The sequence below is a fragment of the Roseobacter denitrificans OCh 114 genome (genome assembly GCF_000014045.1).
Taxonomy (GTDB): Bacteria; Pseudomonadota; Alphaproteobacteria; order Rhodobacterales; family Rhodobacteraceae; genus Roseobacter; species Roseobacter denitrificans.
Genome location: NC_008209.1, coordinates 1,157,148 through 1,182,289, shown reverse-complemented (window position 1 = coordinate 1,182,289; position 25,142 = coordinate 1,157,148). Strand labels below are relative to the sequence as shown.

At 59.1% G+C, this 25,142-nt stretch carries 22 protein-coding genes; 13 read left to right on the top strand and 9 right to left on the bottom strand.

What is annotated here, in order from left to right; genetic code table 11:
• Window positions 1–64 precede the first annotated feature (64 nt).
• Window positions 65–1,723, bottom strand: a complete 1,659-nt coding sequence (locus RD1_RS05605; protein WP_011567484.1) for an NAD+ synthase — start codon at window positions 1,721–1,723, stop codon at window positions 65–67.
• Between the two features lie 175 nt (window positions 1,724–1,898).
• Here RD1_RS05605 and RD1_RS05600 point away from each other — a divergent pair, with 175 nt between their 5' ends.
• Window positions 1,899–3,287, top strand: a complete 1,389-nt coding sequence (locus RD1_RS05600; protein WP_011567483.1) for an MORN repeat-containing protein — start codon at window positions 1,899–1,901, stop codon at window positions 3,285–3,287.
• A gap of 10 nt (window positions 3,288–3,297) precedes the next feature.
• Here the strand turns inward: RD1_RS05600 and RD1_RS05595 are convergent, their stop codons facing one another.
• Together RD1_RS05595 and RD1_RS05590 are read right to left on the bottom strand one after the other, a co-directional pair.
• Window positions 3,298–4,827, bottom strand: a complete 1,530-nt coding sequence (locus RD1_RS05595; protein WP_044032967.1) for a cryptochrome/photolyase family protein — start codon at window positions 4,825–4,827, stop codon at window positions 3,298–3,300.
• Entirely contained in the window at window positions 4,821–5,486 is a 666-nt protein-coding gene (locus RD1_RS05590) for an SDR family NAD(P)-dependent oxidoreductase (RefSeq protein WP_011567481.1), read from the bottom strand. Before RD1_RS05590 ends, RD1_RS05595 begins: the two co-directional genes overlap by 7 nt.
• Before the next feature lie 257 nt (window positions 5,487–5,743).
• Between RD1_RS05590 and RD1_RS05585 the strand changes: the two genes are divergently transcribed.
• From RD1_RS05585 to RD1_RS05550, 8 genes are all read left to right on the top strand, one after another.
• Window positions 5,744–7,312, top strand: coding sequence for a 2-isopropylmalate synthase (locus RD1_RS05585; RefSeq protein ID WP_011567480.1), 1,569 nt, complete (start codon window positions 5,744–5,746; stop codon window positions 7,310–7,312).
• Between the two features lie 132 nt (window positions 7,313–7,444).
• Window positions 7,445–8,281 carry an amino acid ABC transporter substrate-binding protein gene (locus RD1_RS05580; RefSeq protein WP_011567479.1) on the top strand — a complete coding sequence of 279 codons (837 nt, stop codon included), beginning with the start codon at window positions 7,445–7,447 and terminating at the stop codon, window positions 8,279–8,281.
• A gap of 173 nt (window positions 8,282–8,454) precedes the next feature.
• A complete protein-coding gene (locus RD1_RS05575) occupies window positions 8,455–9,501 on the top strand; it encodes a rod shape-determining protein (protein WP_013963402.1) in 1,047 nt (348 codons plus the stop codon).
• A gap of 74 nt (window positions 9,502–9,575) precedes the next feature.
• A complete protein-coding gene (mreC, locus tag RD1_RS05570) occupies window positions 9,576–10,460 on the top strand; it encodes a rod shape-determining protein MreC (RefSeq protein ID WP_011567477.1) in 885 nt (294 codons plus the stop codon).
• A complete protein-coding gene (locus tag RD1_RS05565) occupies window positions 10,457–10,996 on the top strand; it encodes a hypothetical protein (protein ID WP_011567476.1) in 540 nt (179 codons plus the stop codon). The genes mreC and RD1_RS05565 overlap by 4 nt, the downstream gene beginning before the upstream one ends.
• 31 nt (window positions 10,997–11,027) lie before the next feature.
• Entirely contained in the window at window positions 11,028–12,971 is a 1,944-nt protein-coding gene (gene mrdA, locus RD1_RS05560; protein WP_011567475.1) for a penicillin-binding protein 2, read from the top strand.
• The gene (gene rodA, locus RD1_RS05555; protein WP_011567474.1) at window positions 12,968–14,107 is read left to right on the top strand and encodes a rod shape-determining protein RodA; all 1,140 of its coding nucleotides are present in this window, start codon (window positions 12,968–12,970) and stop codon (window positions 14,105–14,107) included. Before mrdA ends, rodA begins: the two co-directional genes overlap by 4 nt.
• Before the next feature lie 20 nt (window positions 14,108–14,127).
• Window positions 14,128–15,060 carry a 2-hydroxyacid dehydrogenase gene (locus tag RD1_RS05550; protein ID WP_011567473.1) on the top strand — a complete coding sequence of 311 codons (933 nt, stop codon included), beginning with the start codon at window positions 14,128–14,130 and terminating at the stop codon, window positions 15,058–15,060.
• A 3-nt stretch (window positions 15,061–15,063) separates the two neighbouring features.
• Here the strand turns inward: RD1_RS05550 and RD1_RS05545 are convergent, their stop codons facing one another.
• The 6 genes from RD1_RS05545 to RD1_RS05520 form a co-directional block, all read right to left on the bottom strand.
• Complete coding sequence (locus RD1_RS05545; protein WP_011567472.1) at window positions 15,064–17,079, bottom strand: M3 family metallopeptidase; 2,016 nt, start codon at window positions 17,077–17,079, stop codon at window positions 15,064–15,066.
• A gap of 60 nt (window positions 17,080–17,139) precedes the next feature.
• Window positions 17,140–18,201 (bottom strand): HesA/MoeB/ThiF family protein, encoded by a 1,062-nt coding sequence (locus RD1_RS05540; RefSeq protein ID WP_011567471.1) that lies wholly within the window; start codon window positions 18,199–18,201, stop codon window positions 17,140–17,142.
• Window positions 18,201–18,653: a dUTP diphosphatase gene (gene dut / locus RD1_RS05535; protein ID WP_044033358.1), complete on the bottom strand. Its 453-nt coding sequence runs from the start codon at window positions 18,651–18,653 to the stop codon at window positions 18,201–18,203. Before dut ends, RD1_RS05540 begins: the two co-directional genes overlap by 1 nt.
• A 14-nt stretch (window positions 18,654–18,667) precedes the next feature.
• Window positions 18,668–19,861, bottom strand: coding sequence for a bifunctional phosphopantothenoylcysteine decarboxylase/phosphopantothenate--cysteine ligase CoaBC (coaBC, locus tag RD1_RS05530; protein ID WP_011567469.1), 1,194 nt, complete (start codon window positions 19,859–19,861; stop codon window positions 18,668–18,670).
• 69 nt (window positions 19,862–19,930) lie between these two features.
• Window positions 19,931–20,638, bottom strand: a complete 708-nt coding sequence (locus tag RD1_RS05525; RefSeq protein ID WP_245897212.1) for a ChaN family lipoprotein — start codon at window positions 20,636–20,638, stop codon at window positions 19,931–19,933.
• Between the two features lie 104 nt (window positions 20,639–20,742).
• Window positions 20,743–21,621, bottom strand: coding sequence for an RNA polymerase factor sigma-32 (locus RD1_RS05520; protein ID WP_011567467.1), 879 nt, complete (start codon window positions 21,619–21,621; stop codon window positions 20,743–20,745).
• A 97-nt stretch (window positions 21,622–21,718) separates the two neighbouring features.
• On the opposite strand from RD1_RS05520, the gene cobU reads away from it, so the two are divergent.
• The 4 genes from cobU to RD1_RS05500 all read left to right on the top strand — a co-directional run bounded on the left by cobU (window position 21,719) and on the right by RD1_RS05500 (window position 25,140).
• Complete coding sequence (cobU, locus tag RD1_RS05515; RefSeq protein ID WP_011567466.1) at window positions 21,719–22,240, top strand: bifunctional adenosylcobinamide kinase/adenosylcobinamide-phosphate guanylyltransferase; 522 nt, start codon at window positions 21,719–21,721, stop codon at window positions 22,238–22,240.
• Window positions 22,237–22,818 (top strand): histidine phosphatase family protein, encoded by a 582-nt coding sequence (locus RD1_RS05510; protein ID WP_011567465.1) that lies wholly within the window; start codon window positions 22,237–22,239, stop codon window positions 22,816–22,818. The genes cobU and RD1_RS05510 overlap by 4 nt, the downstream gene beginning before the upstream one ends.
• Before the next feature lie 59 nt (window positions 22,819–22,877).
• Window positions 22,878–23,561 (top strand): glutathione S-transferase, encoded by a 684-nt coding sequence (locus tag RD1_RS05505; protein WP_011567464.1) that lies wholly within the window; start codon window positions 22,878–22,880, stop codon window positions 23,559–23,561.
• Between the two features lie 79 nt (window positions 23,562–23,640).
• Window positions 23,641–25,140, top strand: a complete 1,500-nt coding sequence (locus tag RD1_RS05500; RefSeq protein WP_011567463.1) for a YifB family Mg chelatase-like AAA ATPase — start codon at window positions 23,641–23,643, stop codon at window positions 25,138–25,140.
• The last annotated feature ends 2 nt before the right edge of the window (window positions 25,141–25,142 follow it).

Here is a 25,142-nt window from a genome sequence, read left to right as displayed (position 1 = left end):
GATACCCTTTGGCAAATCACAGTTTTGCGTTTCGCATCATCAATAACCGGGATGTGGACCGCTTTCAGCCCCGGTCCCGCCAGCGGTTCACAATCGGATAGCGACGGTCCAGCCAGAACGCCCCTTTGGTCAGACGCGCACCCGGTGCGGACTGGAACCGTTTGTATTCACTGATATAAATCAGGTGTTCGATCTTCCTGGCCGTCTCCACATCACTGCCTGCGGCGACACAATCCTCGATGGAGCCATTCCGGTCGACCAGTATCTCAAGCAGCCGGTCCAGTTCCGGGTAATCAGGCAGGCTGTCACTGTCTTTTTGATCTGCGCGCAGCTCGGCGGAGGGCGGTTTGTCAATCACGCGCGGCGTGATCACCTCGCCCTGCGGGCCTTTCATCCAGTCACGGTGGGTCTTGTTGCGCCACCGACAGGTCTCAAACACGCGGGTTTTGTAGAGGTCCTTGATCGGATTATACCCGCCCGCCATGTCGCCATAGATGGTCGCATAACCCACGGCCACCTCGGATTTATTCCCGGTGGTCAAGAGCATCTCGCCGAACTTGTTGGACATGGCCATCAACAACAAGCCCCGCAGCCGGGATTGGATGTTTTCCTCGGTCAAATCCGCGCCGCGCCCCTCGAAAAGCGGTGCCAAAGTCTGTTCAATGGCGGCGCGCCCTTCGGTGATCGGCACGTAATCATAGTGACACCCGAGCGCCTTCGCGACGGCCTCGGCATCCTCCAGCGATTCCGCCGAAGTGTATTCCGACGGCAGCATCACGCAACGCACGTTCTGCGCCCCCAAGGCATCAACCGCAATGGCCGCAACAAGGGCGGAATCGACCCCGCCCGACAGCCCGAGCAGCACTTTGCCAAACCCTGTCTTGCGGCAATAATCGCGCAGCGCCTGCACCATCACGCGGTAATCCTGCTCCCAGGCATCCGGATGATGTGCTTTTTCCCCCTCAACAATCCGCCACCCTTGAGGCCCGCGTTCAAGATCGACATGTGCGACCGCCTCATCGAAAACCGGCAGTTGCACCGCCAGATTGCCGCCGGGGTTCAGCCCGAAACTGGCCCCGTCAAACACCTGATCGTCCTGACCGCCCACCATATTGAGGTAGATCAGCGGCAATTCGGTTTCGATGACGCGGGCCACCATGTGGTTCAGGCGGGTGTCGAATTTCCCGCGATAATAGGGCGATCCATTGGGCACGAGTAAAAACTCGGCCCCGGTTTCTGCCAGCGTTTCCGCCACATCCTCGTGCCACGCGTCTTCGCAGATCGGGCTGCCAACGCGTGAATTGCCCACGGAATAGGGCCCACCAAGCGGTCCGGCATCAAAAATGCGTACTTCGTCAAAAACAGTCTCATTGGGCAGATGGTGCTTGAGCACCTGACTGACGATTTTGCCGCCCTTCAGGATCAGGTAGGCATTGTACAGCCGCGTACCTTCAACCCATGGGGCACCGATGGCCAGCGTCGGCCCGTCCGCACAGTCTTGCGCCAGCCTGTCGACGTGTCGCGCCACATCCAGTTGAAACGCGGGCTTCATCACCAGATCCTGCGCGTTATAGCCTGTGATGAACATCTCGGGCAGCGCGACGAGATCGGCCCCGGCGGTTTTGCCCGCTTCCCAGACCTCGCGCGCGAGTGCGGCGTTACCGGCCAGATCGCCCACCGTCGGGTTCATCTGACCCAGAGTAATTCGAAAACGATCCGCCATGGATAAGGCCCTTTTGCCTGCCCGCCTGCCTGATTTTGAACCATGTAGCAGATCGTGCCGCCGATGAAAGCCCAACCCCGCCTATTGCGGCAAAAGGGCGTTGCCCCTGCCCGGCCCATTGCCTAAATTGCACCCCAACACCCCGCCGCAGTTTGCCAGAACATAAAGGGTAATCATGACACTTCGCCGCCTGAGCCTTTGCCTTGCCCTATTGCCCCTGCCGCTTTTGGCGCAGGACGGCGAGACACAAACCAAACAATACGAAGACGGTGGTGTCTATGAGGGGACATTCAAAGGCGGGGTGCAGCATGGCACGGGCACCTACAAACTGCCCAATGGTTATGAATACACCGGCCAGTGGGTTGATGGGGAAATCAAGGGCGAGGGTATTGCCCGTTTCCCGAACGGGTCGGTTTACGAAGGGCTTTTCGCGAAAGGAAAACCCGAAGGCTTTGGCCGGATCACCTTTGCCGATGGCGGCACCTATGAGGGCGAATGGCAAGGTGGCGCGATCATGGGGCGCGGCATCGCGCTTTATGCAAACGGCGTGCGCTATGAGGGCAGCTTTCGCAACGCCAAACATCACGGCAAGGGCACGATGCAAAGCCCCGGTGGATATGAGTATCAGGGCGACTGGGTGGATGGCGTCAAACAGGGCATGGGCACGATCACCTACCCGGATGGGGCCGTTTACGAGGGCAGCGTCGCCAATGGAAAGCGCGAAGGCGAAGGCACGCTGACCATGCCGGACGGGCTGATCTACGTGGGCCTGTGGCGCGATGGGCAGATCGACGGCACCGGCAAGCTGACGCAGGCCAATGGCGATGTCTACGAGGGGCAACTGGTGGCAGGGCGTCGCGAGGGCACCGGCAAGGTGACATACGCCAATGGCGATACCTATGAAGGCGAATTCGCCAATGATCTGCGCGAGGGCCAGGGGACCTTCATCGCGCAGGACGGCTATAAATATGTCGGGTCATGGGTTGCCGGCGAAATCGAAGGCGAAGGTCGCGTGACCTATCCTGACGGCTCGGTCTATGTGGGGTCGTTGTCCGCAGGACAGGCGGATGGTCAGGGGCTGATCACCTACCCCGATGGCTCCACCTATGAGGGCGAGTGGAAGGACGGGGTGATCGACGGCGTAGGCAAGGCGGTATATGCAAATGGCGTCGTCTATGAGGGCGGTTTCCGAAATGCCCGCAACCACGGGCAAGGCGTGATGACCTATGCGGATGGGTATCGCTATGAGGGCGAATGGCTGGACGGGCAACGCCATGGCCAAGGCACCGCCACCTATCCGGATGGGACCGTTTACACCGGCGGCTTTGCGGGTGGGCAGCGGGACGGGCAAGGCCGTATCGATATGCCTTCCGGTTTTTCCTATGTCGGGGCATGGGTCAGCGGCGAGATCGAAGGCATCGGTGTTGCGACCTACGCAAACGGCGATGTCTACGAAGGCATGTTCCGCGCCGGAAAACGGCAAGGGACCGGCACCATGCGCTATGCAACGGGCGAGGAAAACTCCGGCGAATGGGAAAACGGCATCCTGAAAGACGGCGGGTAGAACATCGCGGTCAGATGGCCTCGCCCGCGTCGAGGCGCGCCAACAGCGCATCCGCCTGCGCAATCACCGTCTCGCGTCTTTCGGCATCCATCCGGTCCCATGTACGATACATGTTGCCCATCCGCGCGTTATTGGAAAAACGCGCGCGGTGACGGTCCAGAAAATGCCAATAAAGCAGGTTGAACGGGCAGGCCGTGTCGCCGGTTTTCTGTGCCACTTTATAACTGCAGGATTTGCAGTAATCCGACATGCGATTGATATAGGCACCGCTGCTGACATAGGGTTTGGAGGCGATGATACCCCCGTCGGCAAACTGGCTCATACCGACAGTGTTGGGCGCTTCGACCCATTCGAATGCGTCCGCGTATACGGCCAGATACCATTCATGCATCTGCTGCGGGTCGACCCCGGCCAGCAAGCCGAAATTCCCGGTGATCATCAAGCGTTGGATGTGATGGGCATAGGCCTCTTCGCGGGTCTGGCCCACAGCTTTGGCCATGCAGTTCATGTCCGTTTTGCCGCCCCAATAGACATCCGGTAAATCGCGGCTCTGCCCCAGAACGTTGCGGCCTGTGTAATCGGGCCCTTCCAGAAAATAGATGCCGCGCACATATTCGCGCCATCCGATGATCTGCCGGATGAAGCCTTCCACCGCGTTGATGGGGGCATCGCCCTGTTCATAGGCACGCGCGGCGGCGGTGCAGACCTCAAGCGGGGTCAACAATCCGATGTTCAGCGAAGTTGAGATCAGACCGTGATACAAGAACCGGTTGTCGTTCAGCATCGCGTCCTGAAAATCGCCAAATTTAGGCAGGCCGTTTTCGATGAAATGATCCAACTGTTGCAGCGCTTCGGCGCGGGAAGTCGCAAACCAGAAGGGACGCAGCCTGCCAAAGTGATTTGAAAAGCGCGCCTCCACAAGGTCAAGAACCTCTTGCACGGTGTCATCCGGCTCGAACCGCAGTGGCCCGTCAAATGTAATCTCATCTGGTGCCGGTTTGCGGTTGTCGTGATCAAAATTCCACTTGCCGCCGCTGGGTTGATCGCCCTCCATCAGCAGACCCGTCTTGCGCCGCATCTCGCGATAGAAATACTCCATCCGCAACTGCTTGCGCCCGTCGGCCCAGTCTTCGAACTCCTGATGAGACGCAAGAAAACGATCATCCGGCAGCACCTCGACCCGCAACGGCGCCTCTTTGAGAAGCGTGATGAGACGCCACTCCCCCGGCTCTGTGGCCAATACGGTTTGCGCCCCGGTCTGCTCTGCCCGGCGCAACAGCTCACCAACAATGGACCCGGCGTTTTCGCTGTCATCCAGCTGCGCATAGGCAACGTTCCAACCCTCATTTCGAAGGTGTTGCGCGAATTTCCGCATGGCCGCAAAGATCAATGCGATCTTTTTCGGGTGGTGCTGCACATAGGAGGTTTCATCTGCGACCTCGGCCATCACAACAGTATCGTGCGACTTGTCGCCCGCCTGCAACGCGCTGAGGCTTTCGGACAGCTGGTCCCCCAGCACCAGAACGAGGCGGCTCACCACGCAACCTCCTTGCCTGCCCAGTCGAAAAACCGGCCCGTCTGCGCCGCAGACAAGCCATCGACGACGCGCAACAGGTTATGCGCCGCCTCGGACGCTGGCACCGACGGATGCCGGCCGAGGTATTTCTCGGTAAAGGCCGTCTGGACCGTGCCGGGATGCAGGGCCACACAAACGGACTGCGGATGCGTGCGTGCCAATTCGATGGACGCCGTGCGCACCACCTGATTGACCGCCGCCTTCGCGCTGCGATAGCTGATCCATCCGCCTATCTTGTTGTCACCGATGGAACCGACCCGCGCGGAGAGCACGGCAAAAACCGACGGGCGGTCGCGGGGCAGTAACCGCGCAGCATGGCTCAGCACCAGCGCAGGCCCGACCGCATTGAGTTCAAATTGATCCAGCATCGCCTGCGCAGTGACGTTCCGGATCGACTTCTCCGGGACTGCGCCATTTATTTCCAAGGCCCCTGTTGCCACGATGATCAGATCAAACGGCGCGCTGAGCGAGGCCAGATGCTGCGCGACTGAAGCGTCATCCGTTATATCAAAACCATCACCGCTGCGCGACAGCCCCGTAACCACGTCGCCGCGCGCTTTGCAGGCGGCTGTGAGCGCCGCACCGATCCCGCCGGACGCCCCAAGTATCAAAACATTTTTCATTCTCAGCGACCTAGAAGGCGCAAGCGCGCCTTCAACCCCGGCGCAGGCAAACAGGACAAAGCCTCTTTCCATTTTGCCAAGCTGCTGTATAAATCCGACCCATGGTACAGTCAGAACATATTATCGCGACCGCACGCACCCTGCGCGCCACGGCTGCCCTACTGCTGCTAATCCGCCTCTGAGCGTGCCCTTCGGCGCGCCCGCTCAGAGGGATGTGTTGCGCGCCACGGATTGAAGCACAGAACGAAAGATACACCATGACAGATACGACGAAACAGGATCACGTATTGATCTTTGACACGACATTGCGCGACGGCGAACAAAGCCCGGGTGCGACCATGACCCATTCGGAAAAGCTTGAGATCGCCGGGCTGCTGGATGAAATGGGTGTCGATATCATCGAAGCAGGCTTTCCCATTGCGTCAGAGGGCGATTTCGCCGCTGTCTCTGAAATAGCGCGCAACGCCAAGACATCGGTGATTTGTGGTCTGGCGCGCGCCCAGATCGGGGACATCGACAGATGTTGGGAGGCCGTGAAACACGCCAAACGCCCGCGCATCCACACCTTTATCGGGACGTCCCCCCTGCACCGCGCCATTCCGAACCTCGATATGGACCAGATGGCCGAACGGATCGAACAGACCGTGACCCACGCGCGCAACCTGTGCGACAATGTGCAGTGGTCGCCCATGGATGCCACCCGCACCGAAGAGGATTACCTCTGCCGGGTGGTGGAAATTGCCATCAAATGCGGGGCCACCACGATCAATATCCCCGACACCGTCGGCTATACGGCGCCGCGCGAATCCGCAGCGCTCATCTCGATGCTGCTTGAACGAGTGCCGGGCGCAGATGAGATCACCTTTGCCACCCACTGCCACAATGATCTGGGCATGGCCACGGCCAACAGCCTTGCCGCCGTCGAAGCGGGCGCGCGCCAGATCGAATGCACGATCAACGGCCTTGGCGAACGTGCAGGGAATACAGCGCTGGAAGAGGTCGTGATGGCCCTGAAAGTGCGCAATGACATCATGCCGTTTCACACCGGCATCGACGCCACCAAGATCATGAATATCTCGCGCCGTGTCGCTGCTGTGTCCGGCTTCCCGGTGCAGTTCAACAAGGCGATCGTCGGCAAGAACGCCTTTGCGCATGAATCCGGCATCCATCAGGACGGCATGCTCAAGAACGCGGAAACCTTTGAGATCATGCGCCCCGAGGATGTTGGCCTGACCGAAACCAATATCGTGATGGGCAAACATTCAGGGCGCGCAGCGTTGCGCTCCAAGCTGGAGAACCTCGGTTTTGAATTGGGCGACAACCAGCTCAAGGACGTCTTTGTGCGTTTCAAGGCGTTGGCGGACCGCAAGAAAGAGATCTATGACGACGATCTGATCGCCTTGATGCGCACGGCGACGGACCCTGAAAACGACCGGATCAAACTGGTGTCGCTGCGCGTCGTCTGCGGCACCCACGGCCCTCAGCAAGCTGACCTTGTGCTGAACATCGACGGTGTAGAGAAATCCACCACACAAACCGGGGACGGCCCGGTTGATGCGTCCTTCAATGCAATCAAGGCACTGGTTTCGCATTCGGCACGCCTTCAGCTTTATCAGGTGCATGCAGTGACCGAAGGCACGGATGCGCAGGCAACCGTTTCGGTGCGGATGGAGGAAGAGGGCCGTATCGTCACGGGGCAGTCGGCAGACACGGACACGGTGGTAGCCTCGGCGCGCGCCTATATCCACGCCTTGAACCGCCTGCTGGTGCGGCGCGAAAAGGCAGGCAAGGACGCGCGCGAAATCAGCTATAAGGACGTGGGCTGACACCTTGGGCGGAATAGCGCGCGAGGTGCGATAAAATACAGATACCGCCGATTTTCCGGCGGTAACTTCTATTTTTATCTGCTAGGCTTTATTGAACGCGTAAAACAATACCTCCAAACAGGACACTCAAACATGCGCCCTCTCCTTGCCGCTTTGATCGCAGCACTCCTCATTCCCGCCGCAGCCCATGCTCAAACGCTTGAGCGAATTAAACAAAACGGACAGTTGGTGATCGGCTTTCGCACCGACGCAGCCCCCCTTTCGTATTTGGGCGAAAACGAACCCAAAGGGTACACGCCCACAGTCTGCTATGCACTGGCTTCAAAAATTGCTGCCGAAGTCGAAGTTCCCGATCTGGAAATCATCTTTCGGTCAGTGACTGCAGAGGACCGTTTTGAACAAGTCGCAAATGGCAATATCGACCTTCTGTGTGGTGCTGCCACAATTACGCTTGAACGCCGCGAATTGGTGGACTTTTCCGTACCCATTTATGTTGACGGAACCGTCGTTGTGCTCAAAAAAGGCGGGCCTGATTCGCTGGAGGGACTGGCAGGCATGAAGGTGGGCGTCCGCGCTGCGACGACCACGCTGGAAGCATTGCAAAACTCACTTGCGGCGGCGGATATCGCGGCGGAAGTCGTGATCTTCGATGATCACCCAACAGGTATGGCCGCGCTGGAGCAGGACGAGATCGCTGCGTATTTCGCGGATCAGTCCATCTTGATGAACATGGTCATGCAAAGCGAAGTGGCCAATGAATTAAAGGTTTTTGATCAACTGTTGACGGTGGAAAAGCAGGGGCTTGCCATGGCGCGCGGTGACACGGAGTTTCGCCTGGTTGTCGATCGCGGGCTGAGCGAGCTGTTTACCGAAGGTACGATGGAGCAGGCATTCGCACGCGCCCTGCCCAATGTGAAACCGGGTTTGGGCCTTCAAGCGATGTATCTTTTGTCGCCAACCCTGCCCTGATCGGTGGAAGTTACGACATTTTATCAGCGGCATTCATCATTTTTTTCAAAAAGCAAGATGATGCCTAGAACATCGTTAACGCCCCTTTCACCATATCGCAGCTAAGCATATAACACAGGTCAACTGAGCCGATGGGCTCGGATAAATCAGATTCGGGCAAGGTTATAAGCTTCATGGCTCTATTCGATAGTTTTCGTGGTCTTTTTTCGTCAGATATGGCGATTGACCTCGGCACGGCAAACACGTTGGTTTACGTCAAAGGCCGTGGCATAATCTTGTCAGAGCCCTCGGTGGTCGCCTATCACGTCAAGGATGGCGTGAAAAAAGTCCTTGCTGTTGGCGAAGATGCCAAATTGATGCTGGGACGTACCCCCGGCAGCATCGAGGCAATTCGCCCCATGCGCGAAGGTGTGATCGCCGATTTCGATACGGCCGAGGAAATGATCAAACATTTCATCCGCAAGGTGCACAAGCGGTCCACCTTCTCGAAACCCAAGATTATCGTCTGCGTGCCCCATGGTGCAACGCCCGTTGAAAAACGCGCTATCCGCCAGTCCGTTCTGAGTGCGGGTGCGCGCCGCGCAGGGCTGATTGCGGAACCCATCGCCGCGGCCATTGGCGCCGGCATGCCGATCACGGACCCCACTGGCAACATGGTCGTGGACATCGGTGGCGGTACGACCGAGGTCGCAGTCCTGTCTTTGGGTGATATCGTCTACGCCCGTTCGGTGCGCGTTGGCGGGGACCGGATGGACGAAGCGATCATCAGTTATCTGCGCCGTCAACAAAATCTGCTGGTCGGTGAAACCACGGCCGAACGGATCAAGACATCCATCGGCACGGCGCGAATGCCTGATGACGGGCGTGGGACGTCAATGCAGATCAGGGGCCGTGACCTGTTGAATGGCGTCCCGAAAGAAATCGAAGTAACACAGGCGCAGATTGCCGAGGCGCTGGCCGAACCCGTCCAGCAAATCTGCGAAGCGGTCATGACAGCGCTTGAGACAACGCCCCCCGACCTCGCTGCGGATATCGTGGATCGTGGCGTGATGCTGACGGGCGGTGGCGCATTGCTGGGGGATCTTGACCTCGCCCTGCGCGAACAAACCGGCCTTGCCGTATCAATTGCGGACGAGTCACTGAATTGCGTGGCTTTGGGCACCGGTAAGGCCCTAGAATACGAAAAACAGCTGCGTCACGCCATCGACTACGACAGTTGATCGCAACGCATTAACCGCACCCCGTCAGAGGCAGGCATGCCCTGCTCCACTAGGGGGCAGGAGACCGAGGCCGGATGGCAAAGGACAGGTCAAACGCAAACGACTTTACCGGCCCGCTGCGCCGGTTATTGATCAGCATCCTGATCCTGTGTCTTCTCGGGACATTCCTGTTGTGGCGGATCGACAGCCCTCGGGTTGAGCGTTTTCGCGCGCAGGTGACGGACACATTCGTGCCAAATCTCACTTGGGCAATGGCGCCGGTCACTGCCACAATCAACCTGTTTCAGGACTTTCAAAGCTATCAGCGGCTGGCGCAGCAAAACCGCGAATTGCGCTCTGAACTGCGCCGCATGCAAGCGTGGAAGGAGGCCGCCCTTCAGTTGGAACAGGAAAATGCGCGGCTTCTCGATCTCAACAACGTGCGTCTGGACCCGCGCCTGACCTATATCACGGGCGTGGTTCTGGCGGACAGCGGCTCGCCCTTCCGGCAATCCGTGCTGATCAATGTCGGCAGCCGGGATGGTCTGGTGGATGGCTGGGCGACGATGGATGGCATCGGCCTTGTCGGTCGGATTTCCGGCGTGGCGGACAAAACTGCCCGTGTGATCCTGCTCACGGATGCCTCAAGCCGCATCCCCGCCATCATCCAGCCCTCGGGCCAGCGCGTGATCGTATCCGGTGACAACTCCGCCGCGCCCTTCATCGACTTTCTCGAAGACAGCGACCTTGTAAAACCCGGCCACAGGGTCATCAGTTCCGGTGACGGTGGCGTCTTTCCGGCCGGGCTTCTGATCGGTCAGGTGGCAGCCGACCCGACCGGCAAATTGCGTGTCATCATGGCGGCTGACTATCAGCGCCTCGAATTCCTGCGCGTACTGCGCCATCACGGCACAACAACGGTCTCTGACAGCGCGCAGATCATCGGCCCGCAACTGCCTGTTGCGGAGGCCACACAATGAGCGAGCAAACCAACACGCGCGTCTGGGGTATGCGGCTGATGTTCGGCCTCATTGTTTGTGTCATCTTGTTTTTCCATCTCCTGCCGCTGGAAACCACGCCACGACAATGGGTCGGGCCGGACCTGATTTTGGCATTCGCCTTTGCCTGGTCTCTGCGGCGACCGGAATACGTGCCGAGCATCGCGCTGGCGGGGCTGTTCCTTCTTGCTGATCTGCTGCTTTTACGACCCCCGGGGTTGTGGGCGCTGTTTGCTCTGCTGGCCTGCGAAAGCCTCAAGTCCCGGGCCATTGGCCTGCGCGATGGCAGTTTTGTCAACGAATGGTTAAGCGTCTGCATCATGATGGCCACCGTGGCGCTTGCGTATCGCGCCGCACTGATGGTCACATTTGTCGATCCGCCAGCCTTTACCTTGTCAGTCTTCGAACTGGTCATGACCATGCTGTTCTACCCGGTCGTGGTCGGATTGACTCACAGCGTGCTCGGTGTGCAAAAAACGGCACCGGGTGAACTTGATGCGCGGGGGCGGCGCGGGTGATGAGCAAAGGGCATAGACCGGGGGGGCTGCTGTGAAACGGACACGGGCAGAAACGGATTTCAGCCATCGGCACCTGTCACGACGCGCCGCACTTCTTGGCGGGGCGCAATTGCTGTTCATTGGCGGGTTGGCCGCGCGCATGCGGTACCTGCAGGTCGAACAGGCCGATGAATTCCGACTGCTGGCCGAAGAAAACCGCATAAACGTGCGCCTGATCCCACCGTCGCGCGGGGAGGTTTTTGACAGGAACGGGGTTCGGCTCGCACAAAACGCGCCCTCTTATCGCATTGTGATCATCAAGGAAGACGCCGGCGATGTGGATGCCTCTCTGAAACAGCTGTCCAGGATCATTGCGCTTGACGACAATGCGATTGCCCGCGTCAAGGAGGAGATGCGCAGGTCAGCCCCGTTTCTGCCCGTCACCGTCGCGTCGGACGTCACTTGGGATGAAATCAGCCGTGTTTCGGTGAATGCGCCCGCCTTGCCGGGCATCACACCCGAGGTGGGGCTCAGCCGTGTCTATCCGCAAGGCTCTGACTTTGCGCATGTTTTGGGGTATGTGGGCCCGGTGTCGGATTATGACCTTTCAAAGATCACTGACCCGGAACCGGTCCTGATGATACCCCGGTTTCAGATCGGGAAGGTGGGCGTGGAAACCAAGCTCGAACCGCTTTTGCGCGGGAAAGCCGGGGCCAAACGGGTCGAGGTCAACGCCACGGGACGCGTGATGCGTGAACTCGACCGTCAGGAGGGCACTGCCGGATCGGATGTCCAGCTTACCGTTGATGCGGCCTTGCAGGGGTATGTGCAGGCGCGTCTGACCGGCGAAAGTGCGAGCGCGGTGATCATCGACTGTGACAACGGCGATCTTGTCGCCTGCGCCTCGGCCCCGACATTTGATCCCAATTTGTTTGTGCGCGGCATCTCGCAAAAAGACTACGGGGCGCTGACCAGCAACAAGTACCGCCCGCTGGCCAGCAAGACCGTTCAGGGGCTGTACCCGCCGGGGTCCACCTTCAAGATGATCACCGCCATGGCCGCCCTTGAGGCCGGGCTGATCGGGCCGGATGAAACTGCCTATTGCCCCGGCCACCTCGAAGTGTCCGGTCGCCGGTTTCACTGCTGGAAACGCGCAGGCCACGGGTGGGTGGATTTGCAGGATTCGCTCAAGAAATCCTGCGATGTCTATTACTATGATCTGGCCATCAAGGTCGGTATTGAAAAGATTACCGCAATGGCCAATCGTTTTGGCCTTGGCGTGAAACACGATGTGCCCATGTCAGCCGTCGCCTCCGGCCTGATGCCGACGATGGAATGGAAACAGATCAATCAAGGCCAATCCTGGCGGGTCGGTGACACGGTCAATGCCTCCATCGGGCAAGGGTTTTTGCTGGCCTCTCCCCTGCAGCTTGCGGTCATGACCGCGCGACTTGCCACCGGGCGCGCGGTATCCCCGCGGCTGATCAAATCAATCGACGGTGTTGAACAACCCGATCGCGGTGGCGAAAACATGGGTATGAATGAGAACAACCTGCGCAAGATGCGCAGGGCCATGTTTGCCGTCGTCAATGACCGGCGGGGCACTGCCTATGGGTCACGCGTGATCGAAGAAGAGATGCGCATGGCCGGTAAAACCGGCACAAGTCAGGTGCGCAACATCACCGCCGCAGAACGCCGCGCAGGTGTCATCCGCAACGAGGATCTGCCGTGGGAACGCCGCGATCATGCCTTGTTTGTGAATTTCGCACCATATGACCGCCCAAAATACGCCGTGGCCGTTATCGTCGAACACGGCGGCGGCGGGTCGAAAGCCGCCGCCCCGATTGCCCGCGATATCACCCTGCAGGCGCTTTATGGCGGCACACCACCGCTTGAGGCATACCCGGCCAAGGACCGCGAACGCATCGGCACGCTGCAAAAAGAATTGCAAAAGATGCAGCCACAGGCCGCTATCAGCGGGCGGGATCAGGCATGAGTTATCTCGAGCATAACGTCAAATCCACGCCCGTGGGCTTGCGCAAGATCCTGCACCTCAACTGGCCCGTTGCGATCCTGCTGGCCGCAGTTGCGGGCGTCGGTTTCCTGATGCTCTACTCGGTTGCGGGCGGGTCATTCTCCCCCTGGGCCGAGCCGCAGATGAAGCGGTTCGTCGTCGGTTTCGCCCTGATGCTGATTGTGGCCATGGTTCCCATCTGGTTCTGGCGCAGCCTGTCCGGCCTTGCCTATCTCGGCACGCTTGTCTTGCTGGTTGCGGTTGAATTGTTCGGCACCGTCGGCATGGGGGCGCAACGATGGATCGACCTTGGTTTCATGCGATTGCAGCCCTCGGAACTGATGAAAATCACATTGGTGATGCTGCTGGCGGCCTATTATGACTGGCTGCCAGCCAAGAAAACATCGCGTCCCTTATGGGTGATCCTACCGGTTATCATCATCATAATCCCCGTTCTTCTGGTACTGCGTCAACCGGATCTGGGCACGTCAATTCTGCTGCTGGCCGCCGGGGGCGGTTTGATGTTTCTGGCGGGGGTGCACTGGGCCTATTTTGCCGCTGTTGCAGCCAGCGGTGTGGCGCTGGTCACTGCGGTGTTCAAATCCCGCGGCACACCTTGGCAGCTTATTGAAAACTATCAGTTCCGCCGGATAGACACTTTTCTGGACCCCAGCACCGATCCTCTGGGCGCCGGGTATCACATCACGCAATCAAAGATCGCGCTTGGCTCTGGTGGATGGACCGGGCGCGGTTTCATGCAGGGCACGCAAAGCCGTCTGAACTTTTTGCCCGAAAAACACACGGACTTTATCTTTACTACGCTGGCAGAGGAATTCGGCTTCATTGGCGCGATTTCATTGCTTGCGCTTTATACGCTGATCATTGTCTTTTGCGTCTGGTCCGCCATGCTGAACAAGGACCGGTTTTCATCGCTGCTGACCCTTGGGATTGCGCTGAACTTCTTTTTGTTCTTTGCGGTCAACATGTCGATGGTCATGGGGCTTGCGCCGGTTGTCGGGGTCCCGCTCCCGCTGGTGAGCTTTGGGGGTTCGGCCATGCTGGTTTTGATGCTTGCCTTCGGGCTGACGCAAAGTGCGCATGTGCACCGCCCCAGATAAAGGCCAGATAAAGGACCGACATGACCCTGACCGTTTTGTTCGCCGCCAGCAATGAGGACTGGCACAAGTACGGCCGCGCACTGAGCGATGCCTTTACCCAGGAAGGTCTCGACGCGGAACTTGTAACGCGGGCGTCACCACAAGATGTGGACTACATCGTTTATGCCCCCACATCGACGCTGCAGGACTTCTCTCCCTATAAAAACACCAAAGCCGTTCTGAGCCTTTGGGCCGGGGTCGAGCGCATCGTGACAAATGACACGCTCACCTTTCCGCTGATCAAAATGGTTGATCCCGGCATGACCCAATCCATGGTCGAATGGGTCGTCGGCCATGTCATGCGGTATCATCTGGGCATGGACAGCCATATCGTGAATCCGCAGCGCGAGTGGGAGTGGCATTCCAACCCGCTGGCACAGGAAAGGCGGGTCTGCATTCTGGGGCTGGGATCATTAGGAACTGCTGTTGGTGAACAATTGTGCCGCATGAACTTTCGCGTCAGCGGCTGGAGCAGATCCGCCAAGAACCTCGACGGTATCGAGACCTTTCACGGATCAGACGGCCTGCGCGATGCTTTGGCGACAGGCGAAATACTGGTTCTGTTGCTGCCGGACACAGCCGAAACAGAAAATACGCTGAACCGTGAAACGCTGGCCCAGTTACCCAAGGGCGCGTACATCCTCAACCCCGGGCGCGGGCCGCTGATTGAGGATGCCGCGTTGATCGAAGCCCTTGACAGCGGTCAGGTCGCGCATGCCACCTTGGATGTGTTCCGCACGGAACCATTGCCACAGGATCACCCGTTTTGGGCGCATCCAAATGTGACGGTGACACCACATATCGCGGCGGCAACCCGCCCGGTGACTTCCGCAAAAGAAATTGCCCGCAACATCGTACGCGGTGAAAAAGGTGAGGCTTTTTTGAACCTCGTTGACCGTGCGCGAGGCTATTGAGCGCTACTCAGCGGCCAGCCCGCGCCCTTTGAGCAGCGCATCCACCCCCGGCAGCCGCCCGCGGAAGGCGATGTAAAGCTCCGCCGCGTCTGAACTGCCACCCGTGGATAATATGTGCCGTTCAAGTGCCGAGGCACGTTCAGGGTCAAACGCACCGCCCGCTTCTTCGAAGGCGGCAAAGGCGTCCGCATCCATCACTTCCGACCACATGTAGCTGTAGTACCCGCTGGAATACCCATCACCGGCAAAAACATGGGCAAAATGCGGCGTGGCGTGGCGCATCGTAATCGCTGGCGGCATGCCGATAGCATCAAGAACTTCGCGCTGCTTGTCCATCGGGTCCGCAGGTGCCGGGCCGTCATGAAACGCCAGATCGACGAGGGCCGAGGCCACATATTCCACGGTCTGGAACCCCATATCAAACGTCGAGGCGTCGAGCACTTTCTGCAGCATGTCGGGGGGAATGGGCGCGCCAGTCTCTGCATGAACAGCAAATTCTGACAGCACCTCCGGGACATCCAGCCAGTGTTCGTAAAGCTGGCTGGGAAGCTCAACAAAGTCGCGCGCAACGGACGTGCCAGAAATGCTCTCGTAGGTCACATCTGACAGCATCTGGTGCAGCGCATGGCCGAATTCGTGAAATAGCGTGCGCGCGTCATCATAAGACAACAGCGCCGGGTCGCCCTTGGCAAAATTGCACACATTGATGACAATCGGTGCCTGCGGCTTGGGGAATTTCGCCTGCGAACGCATCGCAGAACACCAGGCACCCGATCTTTTGGACCCACGGGCGAAATAGTCACCAATGAACACGGCGATATGTTCGCCGTTGCGCGTCACTTCCCAAGCCCGGCAATCCGGGTGGTAAAGCGGTATGTCCAATGGCTTGAACTGCAACCCGAACAGCCGCTGTGCACAGGCAAAGCTGGCCGCGATCATGCGGTCCAGTTGGAAATATGGCTTCAGCTCTGCCTCATCCAGATCGTGTTCTGCGGCGCGCCGTTTTTCAGCGTAATAGCGCCAGTCCCAAGGGGCCAGATCATCGTTGATGCCATCCTTGCGCATCATCTCGGCGAGACGCGCAGCGTCAGCATCCGCCTGCGCACGCGCTGGCTCCCACACCGACATCAGCAGATCTCTCACGGCAGCGGGTGTCTTGGCCATTTCGGTTTCAAGTTTGAAATCCGCAAAAGACTCATAGCCCAACAGCTTTGCCCGCTCTTGGCGCAAGGACAGGATCTCCGCTGCGATGGCGCGGTTATCCGTCTGACCCCCATTTGCACCCCGCGCGACCCAGGCTTCAAAGGCGGTTTTCCTTAGATCGCGCCGTGGGGAAAACTGCAAAAACGGAACGATGAGCGACCGCGAAAGGGTCACAACCGGGCCATCAGCCCCCTTCTCGTCACCCGCCGCGCGCGCGGTGTCCACGACAAATTCGGGCAAGCCCTCAAGATCGTCTTCGGCAAGCGGCATGAACCACGCCCGCTCATCCGCCAAAAGGTTTTGCGTGAACTCCGTCCCCAGAACGGCAAGGCGTGCCTTGATTTCCTTCATGCGTGCGTCTTCCGCCCCGGTCAGTGCAGCCCCCGCGCGCACAAACCCACGGTGGGTGAGCATCAAAACACGGTCCTGTTCAGGCCCAAGGCCCAGCGTTTCGCGGGTTTCCCACAATGCGTTGACCCTGCTGAACAGGGCCTTGTTGCTGGAAATTTCGGAAAAATGCGCGGCGAGTATTGGAGAGAACTGGCGCTGCAGGTCCTCGCGCGTCGGGTTGCTGTCGGCCCCCGCGACGGTGAAGAACACCGAAAGAACCTTGTCGAGGTCGGCGCCAGCAGCCTCAAGCGCCTCGATTGTATTGGCAAAACTTGGCGCTTCGTCGCAGGTGGCAATGGCGTCAATCTCGCTGCGGTGCGCCGCAAGTGCTGTGTCCAGTGCTGGCGCGAAATCAGCGTCAGATATGACATCAAAGGGTGCGATCTGAAAGGGTGTCGCCCAGTCTTGCAGCAATGGATTGGTCATCATGGCTCTCCTTGTTCTTGCATAGCTAGGGCGCGTCAGACGCCAGAGCAACCGTGCGGATCAGGACGCTTTCGCCTGAAGTGGTCCACAACTCGGGCAGTCGCTACGTGGTTTGATGGCGATCGTTCGGCTTTCACCATAAAGTGCGTCATAGATCAGCATCTGGCCCCGCAGCGGTGTGCCTGCATCCGTGATCAACTTGATTGCCTCAACCGCCATCATTGTGCCGATCACCCCCGGCAATGGGCCAAGCACACCCGCCTCCGCGCAGGACGAGGCCAGTTCGGCTGCAGGCGCGCTTTTGAAAACGCAGCGGTAACACGGGGCCCCATAGGCGGGGTCAAAGACGCTCAACTGCCCTTCCCACTGACTTAATGCGCCTGAAATCAATGGAATACCGGCTTTGACCGCCGTTTCGTTCACCAAATAGCGCGTGTCGAAATTATCCGTCCCATCCAGAACGAGGTCGTACTCCTCAAACAACGCATCCGCGATATCCGCCGTCAGGCGGCGGTTGTAGGGGCGCACCTCGACATAGGGGTTTTGCGCCGTCATTTCGGCCTGCGCGGAAAACACCTTGGCCATGCCAATCGACGCATCGCGGTGAATGACCTGCCGCTGCAGGTTAGCGTTTTCGACCATATCATCATCAATGACACCAATCGTCCCGACCCCAGCCGCCGCCAGATACTGCAAAATGGGCGCACCAAGCCCACCCGCGCCGATGACCAGAACCTTTGCTTCTTTCAGCCGTTTTTGCCCCGGACCACCAATTTCTCGCAGCACCATATGCCGCGCGTAACGGTTCAACTCGCTGGTATTGAACAGCGGCCTGTCGAGGGCGTCGTCGCTCTGCTTTTCGACCGCTTTCGCGCGGGTGCGCAGCCTCGTGATCACCTGACGGTATGAAAAGATCACCAGCGCGAAACCACCGATCAGCAACCACAGCGCCGGACTTTCACCCGTCGCCAAACGCAGCGGGTGGCGGTCCGGCAACGCGATATGCATGGCCAGAACGCCGACATACAGGATGCCGATCATCATTGCGCGGGCGGAACGCGGCGCGCCCATAAGGCTGCCAATGCCCCATAAAACGGCGCATAGCCCAAAAACCAATAGCATCAATCGCCTCCTGTGGACCCAAACCCGCCTGAACCACGATCTGTTTCGCTCAGGCTATCGGACAATTCAAAGCTAGCCTGAACAACAGGCGCGACCACCATTTGCGCGATCCGCATCCCATGGGTGATTTCAAACGCGGCATCCCCAAGGTTCTGCATGATCACACCGACCGCCCCCCGGTAATCGCTGTCGATGGTGCCGGGGCTGTTGACCAGCGTGATCCCGTGCCGGAGCGCGAGGCCCGACCGGGGTCTGATCTGAACCTCATAGCCCTGCGGAATGGCCATGCGCAGCCCTGTTGGCACAAGCGCGCGCGCGCCGGGTGCCAGTGTGACCGGCCCATCAGGACAATTTGCGCGGATGTCAGCACCCGCCGCGCCGGATGTCTCATAGGCAGGCAACGGCACCGATGTGTCGGCCCCGTCAGCCCATTGCAGTTTCAGGGATACCAAAGCCATGGCCTCCGTTAAGCCAACCGCTGAGCGATCAGGGCAGCGAGGCGTTGCGACACTGCGTCTTTGGACATTCTGGGCCAGGTGTCAGCGCCCTTTTCATCTATCAGGGTCACGGCGTTCTCCTGCCCCCCCATGATCCCGGTCTGGGGCGATACATCATTTGCAACAATCCAGTCGCACCCTTTGCGCAGCCGCTTTGCCGTCGCGTTTTCCACCACATCGTCGGTTTCGGCGGCAAAACCGATGACAAGTTTCGGGCGCTGGTCCTTTGCGTGCGAGATGCTGTGCAGGATATCCGGGTTCTCTGCAAAGGTCAGCACCGGCAGCGCGCCGCTCGTTTTCTTCAGTTTGCTGTCACTGGCGCAGGCCACACGCCAATCCGCGACGGCAGCCGCGAAGACTGCCGCATCCGCAGGCAGGGATTGACGCACCGCGTCCAGCATCTGCTGCGCTGTCTCAACCCGCACCACATCGACGCCCGCCGGGGGCGGCACATCCGCCGGGCCGGTGACAAACGAAACCCTCGCACCCAATGCATGCAGCGCTCTGGCGATTGCCGCCCCCTGCGCGCCGGAGGAGCGGTTTGCGATATACCGCACCGGATCAATGGGTTCATGGGTTGGACCGGACGTCACGAGGATATGTTTGCCCTGCAAAGGTCCGTCCTGAAAATGCGCCGTCACGGCCGCCAGAATATCCATCGGCTCGGACATGCGCCCGGGACCATGTTCACCGCAAGCCATATCGCCGGAAACCGGCCCCACCATATGCACCCCATCCGCGCGCAATCGGACTGCATTACGCTGTGTCGCGGCATGTTCCCACATGCGCACGTTCATGGCGGGTGCAATCAACACAGGCGTATCCGTTGCCAGCAGCAGCGTACTGGCCAGATCATTGGCGAGGCCTTGCGCCATCTTGGCCATCAGATCCGCCGTCGCAGGCGCCACAACGACAAGGTCCGCAACCCGGCTAAGCTGGATATGGCCCATCTCGGCCTCATCCGTCAGGTCAAACAGGTCGCGATATACTTTCGCGCCCGCCAGTGCGGAAACGGACAGTGGTGTGACGAATTCTTCGGCCGCCTTGGTCAAAACGGGCGTCACAACCGCGCCATGCTCGCGCAGGCGGCGGATCAGATCGAGCGATTTGAAAGCCGCGATCCCGCCACCAATAATCAGCAGAATGTGTTTATCGCTCAGCATCTTGGACCTTTGATCGTGAAACCTGACGGGGTGACTTTAAGGCGAGACGCTGATTTCCACCAGCCCGGATTACTTTGCGAAGGCATCACAGGGACTGCCGCGATCCACCGCTGGGCCATCCACAACTGAGGTGAATGATCCATCAGGCATGCGGCCGGCTTCCCCTTTTCCAAGGCTGAAAACTGAAAGATCGGGTGCGGCTTGACCAAGGATAAACGGCGCGCCCCAATCGGCGCGCGCATGGCCATTGCCGGTGATCACAATAACAGGACCACCAAACTGTTCGTAAGCCTGCAGCGCAGCCTGCGCGAGGGCCGCGTCACGCAACCGCTGGACATCGACCATCTTGGGCAGCAATTCCTCGGGCAGGGCATCACAATGGGCACTGCGCTGCAACGCCTCACGCACTGTTTGCTGCGCGGCTGGCAAAGGCTGATCGAGGCCCAAGCGCTGTGCGGTGTCGGTCCCGAGGAGACTGGCAACGTCCCCGTTCATCACCTCGCGCAACTGGGCGCGCGGCACACCAGCGCCAAAAACCGGCGCCTCGGGCGCTGCGGCAAATATCGGATAATACATTGAAAAATCGGGCCAACCGGATGCTTGCCAGTCCAGCACGTCCCCCAGGGTGGCCTGATCGACCCTGTTGTCAGGGGTGATTTTTGACGCCTGCGCGCGTGTCAACATTTCGAACACGAGCGCGCTTGCGCTCAACTGCTCAACCCACGACGCCTGAACCTCGTGGTGCGTCAGGTTGTCGTGCTGCTCACCTAGAAACACGACATCCGCTTCGAAGGCTTCGCTCGGCGGTACAATAACGTCCGCCCAAGCGGCGAAGCACAAGACAACGCCACAACAACTTGCCAGAAGTGCGTTACGGAGCATCAGTCGAGGAAATACAAAACCTCGCGGGATTGATTTTCAAGGCTCTTGCGCATTTTCCCGAAGGCTGCGGCCTCAAGCTGGCGCACGCGTTCCTTGCTGAGGTTCAACTCCTGACCGAGGCTTTCCAAGGTGCGCGGTGCATCCCGCAACTTGCGCTCGCGAACGATGAAACGCTCACGTTCGTTCAGGTCATTCATGGCTTGCAGCAACCATGCACGCAGCTGTTCGGTATCGTGGTGATGCTCAACCGTTTCGGCCGCCTGCGCGGAGTCGTCCTCCAGCGCGTCAATCCACTCGCGCCCCTCATCCTCCGTCGATTGCGTCGCATTCAACGAATAGTCGGAACCCGAAAGGCGGCCTTCCATCATCTCGACATCGTGCAACGGAACGCCGATCTCGGTTGAAATCATCTGCCGAAGCTGATGACGGTCCAAAGGTTCGCCCGATGCAGCGCTTTCACGCTCCAGTCTGGCCTGCACGCGGCGCATGTTGAAGAAGAGCGATTTTTGCGATGAGGTCGACCCGGTACGCACCATGGACCAATTGCGCATCACGTAGTCCTGAATGGAGGCTTTGATCCACCACACCGCATAAGTTGAAAAGCGCACGCCTCTGTCCGGATCAAACTTATCCGCAGCCTTCATGAGCCCCAGACCTGCTTCCTGAATCAGGTCATTCATGGGCGCGCCGTAGCGTTTGAATTTGGATGCCATGGAGATTGCGAGGCGCATGTAGGCAGTGATCAGTCGGTGCAATGATTTCTCGCAACGCTCGTCCCGCCACGCGTAAGCGAGTTCAAGCTCGGTTTCCGCATCCAGCAGTTCCGCTTTCATCGCCTTGCGCGACAAAGCCATATCCCGTGTTGAGTCCAAAGCCATAGCGACATCTCCCAGTCAGATGAAGCACACCTTGCCGTGCACATTTGAAATAGATACGCAGTCTAGAAGCGATTGGTTCACTTCAAAGGTTTATAAAATGTTGCCAAATCTGTCTCTTGTCCTTGGCGGCGCTGCATCCGGAAAATCGCTGTGGGCCGAAAACCATACATTAAACAGTGGCTTAGAGCCTGTTTACCTGGCGACATCACGTATTTTTGACGACGAAATAAAAATCAAAATAAATTTTCATAAAAAGCGTCGCGACCATCGGTGGCTCAATATTGAGGCAGACGCGGAGCTGCAATCGGCCCTTTCGCAGTTACAACCGACTCAAGCTGTCCTGATTGATTGCGCGACCATGTGGCTGACCAATCAAATGATGGATGAAAAGGACCTGCAGGCGGCGCAAGCCGACTTTCTCAACGCGATCCGCACATGCCGGGCGCCGGTCGTTGTCGTGTCAAATGAGGTCGGTCAGGGAATCGTGCCGGACAATGCCATGGCGCGGACGTTTCGTGAGGCACAGGGCCGGCTCAATATCGCACTGGCCGATCAGGCGGATACGGTCGTGCTTGTCACGGCAGGTCTGCCACTGGTGCTCAAGGGGACATTGGCATGACCGTCTGGCACTGGGTGCGCCATGGCCCGACCCATGCCAGGTCTTTCGTGGGCTGGCGCGATGTTCCCGCTGATCTGTCGGATACCGCCCAGATCGCGCGACTGCGCGCGCACCTGCCGTCTGACGCCGTGCTGGTGTCCTCCGATCTGGCCAGAGCCCGCGATACAGCCCACGCATTGCAGACCCCCGCTCATCACCGGTTGCCGCATGATCCGCATCTGCGTGAAATGCACTTCGGTATCTGGGACGGGATGCATTTTGAGGATATCGCCGCGCGGGATCCGGATTTAAGCCGCACCTTCTGGGAAAATCCCGGTCACGTGACAGCCCCGGGCGGCGAAAGCTGGAACACCGCCGCCGCCCGCGTGCAAAGCGCGGTTACGCGGATCAGCAACGCCTATCCCGGGCGCGACATCATCGCCGTTGCCCATTTCGGCGTGATCCTCACACAGGTGCAGCGGGCCTTGCAGATTTCCGCCTATGATACGCTGTCCCACAGGATCGACAATTTCTCAGTGACCAAGATCAACTGGACCTGCGACACGGACCCGGTGCCCTACATCAATCATTTACCGTGATCCCCTGCCGCACAAAATAGAATTGGCATAACCTTACCCGGTGGCCGTAGCCTGATGCCATGACGTATGATCTTTTTATTGGCGATCGGACTTTTTCAAGCTGGTCATTGCGCGGCTGGTTGATGCTGGAAAAATTCGGCCTTGCACATCGCACCCATATGGTCGGGCTTTATGCAGGCACAATGGCGCAAGACATTGCACAATTGGCACCTGCGCGACTGGTGCCCGTTCTGAGAACACCCGAGGGCAATGTCGTGGGCGAAAGCCTCGCCATGGCCGAAACACTGGCCGAACGGCACCCCGACGCCGGGCTTTGGCCGCGCGAGCCAAGTGCAAGGATGCGCGCCCGCTGGCTTTGCGCTGAAATGGCCTCCGGCTTTTCCGCGCTGCGCTCGCAATGCCCGATGCAGTTGCAGCATGTGAACACGGGTTTCGTTGCAAAGGACGCCGTGCTGAGCGATCTGGAACGCCTGCAAGAGCTGTGGCAGGGCGCGTTCAAGATGACCGGCCACGCAGACGGCTGGCTGTTTGATACATATTCGCTGGCGGATGTTTTCTTTGCCCCCGTCGCGGCGCGCATCATCGGCTATGACCTTCCGGTATCGCAACAGGCGCTGGACTATTGCATGCGCACCCTGCGTGATCCGGCTTTTCGCGCCTGGCGGTCGGACGGGCTTAAAATCACCTATGATCCATTTCCCTACCCCGCGGGCACCGGCACAAAACCCTGGCCCGTAAGCTAAAAACACGACGAGCCTTTAACCTTTCGTAAACACACCTGACGTAGCCGTTAACCATAACACGCCAACCTCGGGGATATCTGTGTCGCTTACCTATTCAGTTGCTTTTCGCGGCGTCGAAGCCTGCCCCGTCGAAGTTCAATGTGCGCTGGCGCCGGGTCTGCCGGGTTTCAGCATCGTGGGGCTGCCGGACAAGGCGGTCTCAGAAGCCAAGGAACGTGTGCGCGCGGCGCTGGCGAGCATGGCCATCGCCTTCCCTTCCAAAAAGGTCACCATTAACCTCAGCCCTGCCGATCTGCCGAAGGAAGGTGGGCATTTCGATCTGCCCATCGCCCTGGCGCTTTTGGCGGAGTTGAGCATCATTCCCCATGACGTGATCCTGTCCGTCGTCTCTTTGGGCGAGCTGTCACTGGACGGCAAACTGGTGCCGGTCACGGGTGCTTTGCCCGCGGCGATGACCGCCGCCGAGGAGGAAAACATCCTGCTTTGCCCTGCCGAGTGCGGCAAAGAAGCGGCTTGGGTCAGTGGTGCGCGGGTCATCGCCGCCAGATCACTGGGCGATGTTGTGCGCCATTTTACCGGGCAGAACCTGATCACGGATTCCCACCCCGGCGAAGTGATCACACCGGAAAAGACGCTCGAGTTGCGCGACGTGCGCGGTCAGGAACGTGCAAAACGCGCGCTGGAAATCGCTGCCGCCGGGCGACATCATATGCTGATGGTTGGCCCGCCGGGATCGGGAAAATCCATGCTGTCGCGGCGTTTACCCGGTATTTTGCCCCCGCTGAGCGCACAGGAAGCGCTGGAAACCTCCATTATCCATTCGATTGCCGGCTTGTTGGACGAGGGCGGTATTTCGCGTCAACGCCCGTTTCGCGATCCGCATCACACCTCATCAACGGCGGCGATCATCGGTGGCGGACGCCTTGCGAAACCGGGCGAGGTGTCACTGGCACACAACGGGGTTTTATTCATGGATGAATTGCCCGAATTCCCGCGCAATGTGCTCGAAACCCTGCGCCAGCCGCTTGAGACCGGCAACATCATGGTATCACGCGCCAATGCGCATGTGAAATACCCCTGCAAATTCATGCTGATCGCTGCGGCAAACCCGTGCAAATGCGGCTATATGACAGATGCCGAACGCGCCTGCGCCCGTGTGCCGACCTGCGGCGAGGACTACATGGGGCGCATATCTGGACCCTTGCTCGACCGGTTTGATCTGCGCGTTGATGTGCCGCCTGTAAGCTATGAAGACCTCGATTTGCCCGCCAATGGCGATACTTCCGAGACGGTCGCCCAGCGGGTGGCGGGCGCATGTGAACGACAGTCCGCGCGTTTTGCGACCCATGACGGCATCCGCTCCAACGCGGATATCGAGGGCGAAGCGCTGGAAGAAATCGCAGCGCCGGATGCGGAAGGACGCGATCTGTTGCTGCGCGCTGCCGAGAAGTTCCGGATGTCCGCGCGCGGGTATCACCGGGTCATGCGGGTGGCGCGCACGATTGCCGATCTCGATCATTCGGAAGGCGTGCGCAAGCCACATGTGGCTGAGGCGATCAGCTACCGCATCAATGCCTAGAG

Excerpts from the sequence above, each read along its gene's own strand:
- RD1_RS05605 (WP_011567484.1), bottom strand. The coding sequence starts at position 1,723 with ATGGCGGATCGTTTTCGAATTACTCTGGGTCAGATGAACCCGACGGTG.
- RD1_RS05600 (WP_011567483.1), top strand. The coding sequence starts at position 1,899 with ATGACACTTCGCCGCCTGAGCCTTTGCCTTGCCCTATTGCCCCTGCCG.
- RD1_RS05590 (WP_011567481.1), bottom strand. The coding sequence starts at position 5,486 with ATGAAAAATGTTTTGATACTTGGGGCGTCCGGCGGGATCGGTGCGGCG.
- RD1_RS05585 (WP_011567480.1), top strand. The coding sequence starts at position 5,744 with ATGACAGATACGACGAAACAGGATCACGTATTGATCTTTGACACGACA.
- RD1_RS05580 (WP_011567479.1), top strand. The coding sequence starts at position 7,445 with ATGCGCCCTCTCCTTGCCGCTTTGATCGCAGCACTCCTCATTCCCGCC.
- RD1_RS05575 (WP_013963402.1), top strand. The coding sequence starts at position 8,455 with ATGGCTCTATTCGATAGTTTTCGTGGTCTTTTTTCGTCAGATATGGCG.
- mreC (WP_011567477.1), top strand. The coding sequence starts at position 9,576 with ATGGCAAAGGACAGGTCAAACGCAAACGACTTTACCGGCCCGCTGCGC.
- RD1_RS05565 (WP_011567476.1), top strand. The coding sequence starts at position 10,457 with ATGAGCGAGCAAACCAACACGCGCGTCTGGGGTATGCGGCTGATGTTC.
- rodA (WP_011567474.1), top strand. The coding sequence starts at position 12,968 with ATGAGTTATCTCGAGCATAACGTCAAATCCACGCCCGTGGGCTTGCGC.
- RD1_RS05550 (WP_011567473.1), top strand. The coding sequence starts at position 14,128 with ATGACCCTGACCGTTTTGTTCGCCGCCAGCAATGAGGACTGGCACAAG.
- RD1_RS05545 (WP_011567472.1), bottom strand. The coding sequence starts at position 17,079 with ATGACCAATCCATTGCTGCAAGACTGGGCGACACCCTTTCAGATCGCA.
- RD1_RS05540 (WP_011567471.1), bottom strand. The coding sequence starts at position 18,201 with ATGCTATTGGTTTTTGGGCTATGCGCCGTTTTATGGGGCATTGGCAGC.
- coaBC (WP_011567469.1), bottom strand. The coding sequence starts at position 19,861 with ATGCTGAGCGATAAACACATTCTGCTGATTATTGGTGGCGGGATCGCG.
- RD1_RS05520 (WP_011567467.1), bottom strand. The coding sequence starts at position 21,621 with ATGGCTTTGGACTCAACACGGGATATGGCTTTGTCGCGCAAGGCGATG.
- cobU (WP_011567466.1), top strand. The coding sequence starts at position 21,719 with ATGTTGCCAAATCTGTCTCTTGTCCTTGGCGGCGCTGCATCCGGAAAA.
- RD1_RS05510 (WP_011567465.1), top strand. The coding sequence starts at position 22,237 with ATGACCGTCTGGCACTGGGTGCGCCATGGCCCGACCCATGCCAGGTCT.
- RD1_RS05505 (WP_011567464.1), top strand. The coding sequence starts at position 22,878 with ATGACGTATGATCTTTTTATTGGCGATCGGACTTTTTCAAGCTGGTCA.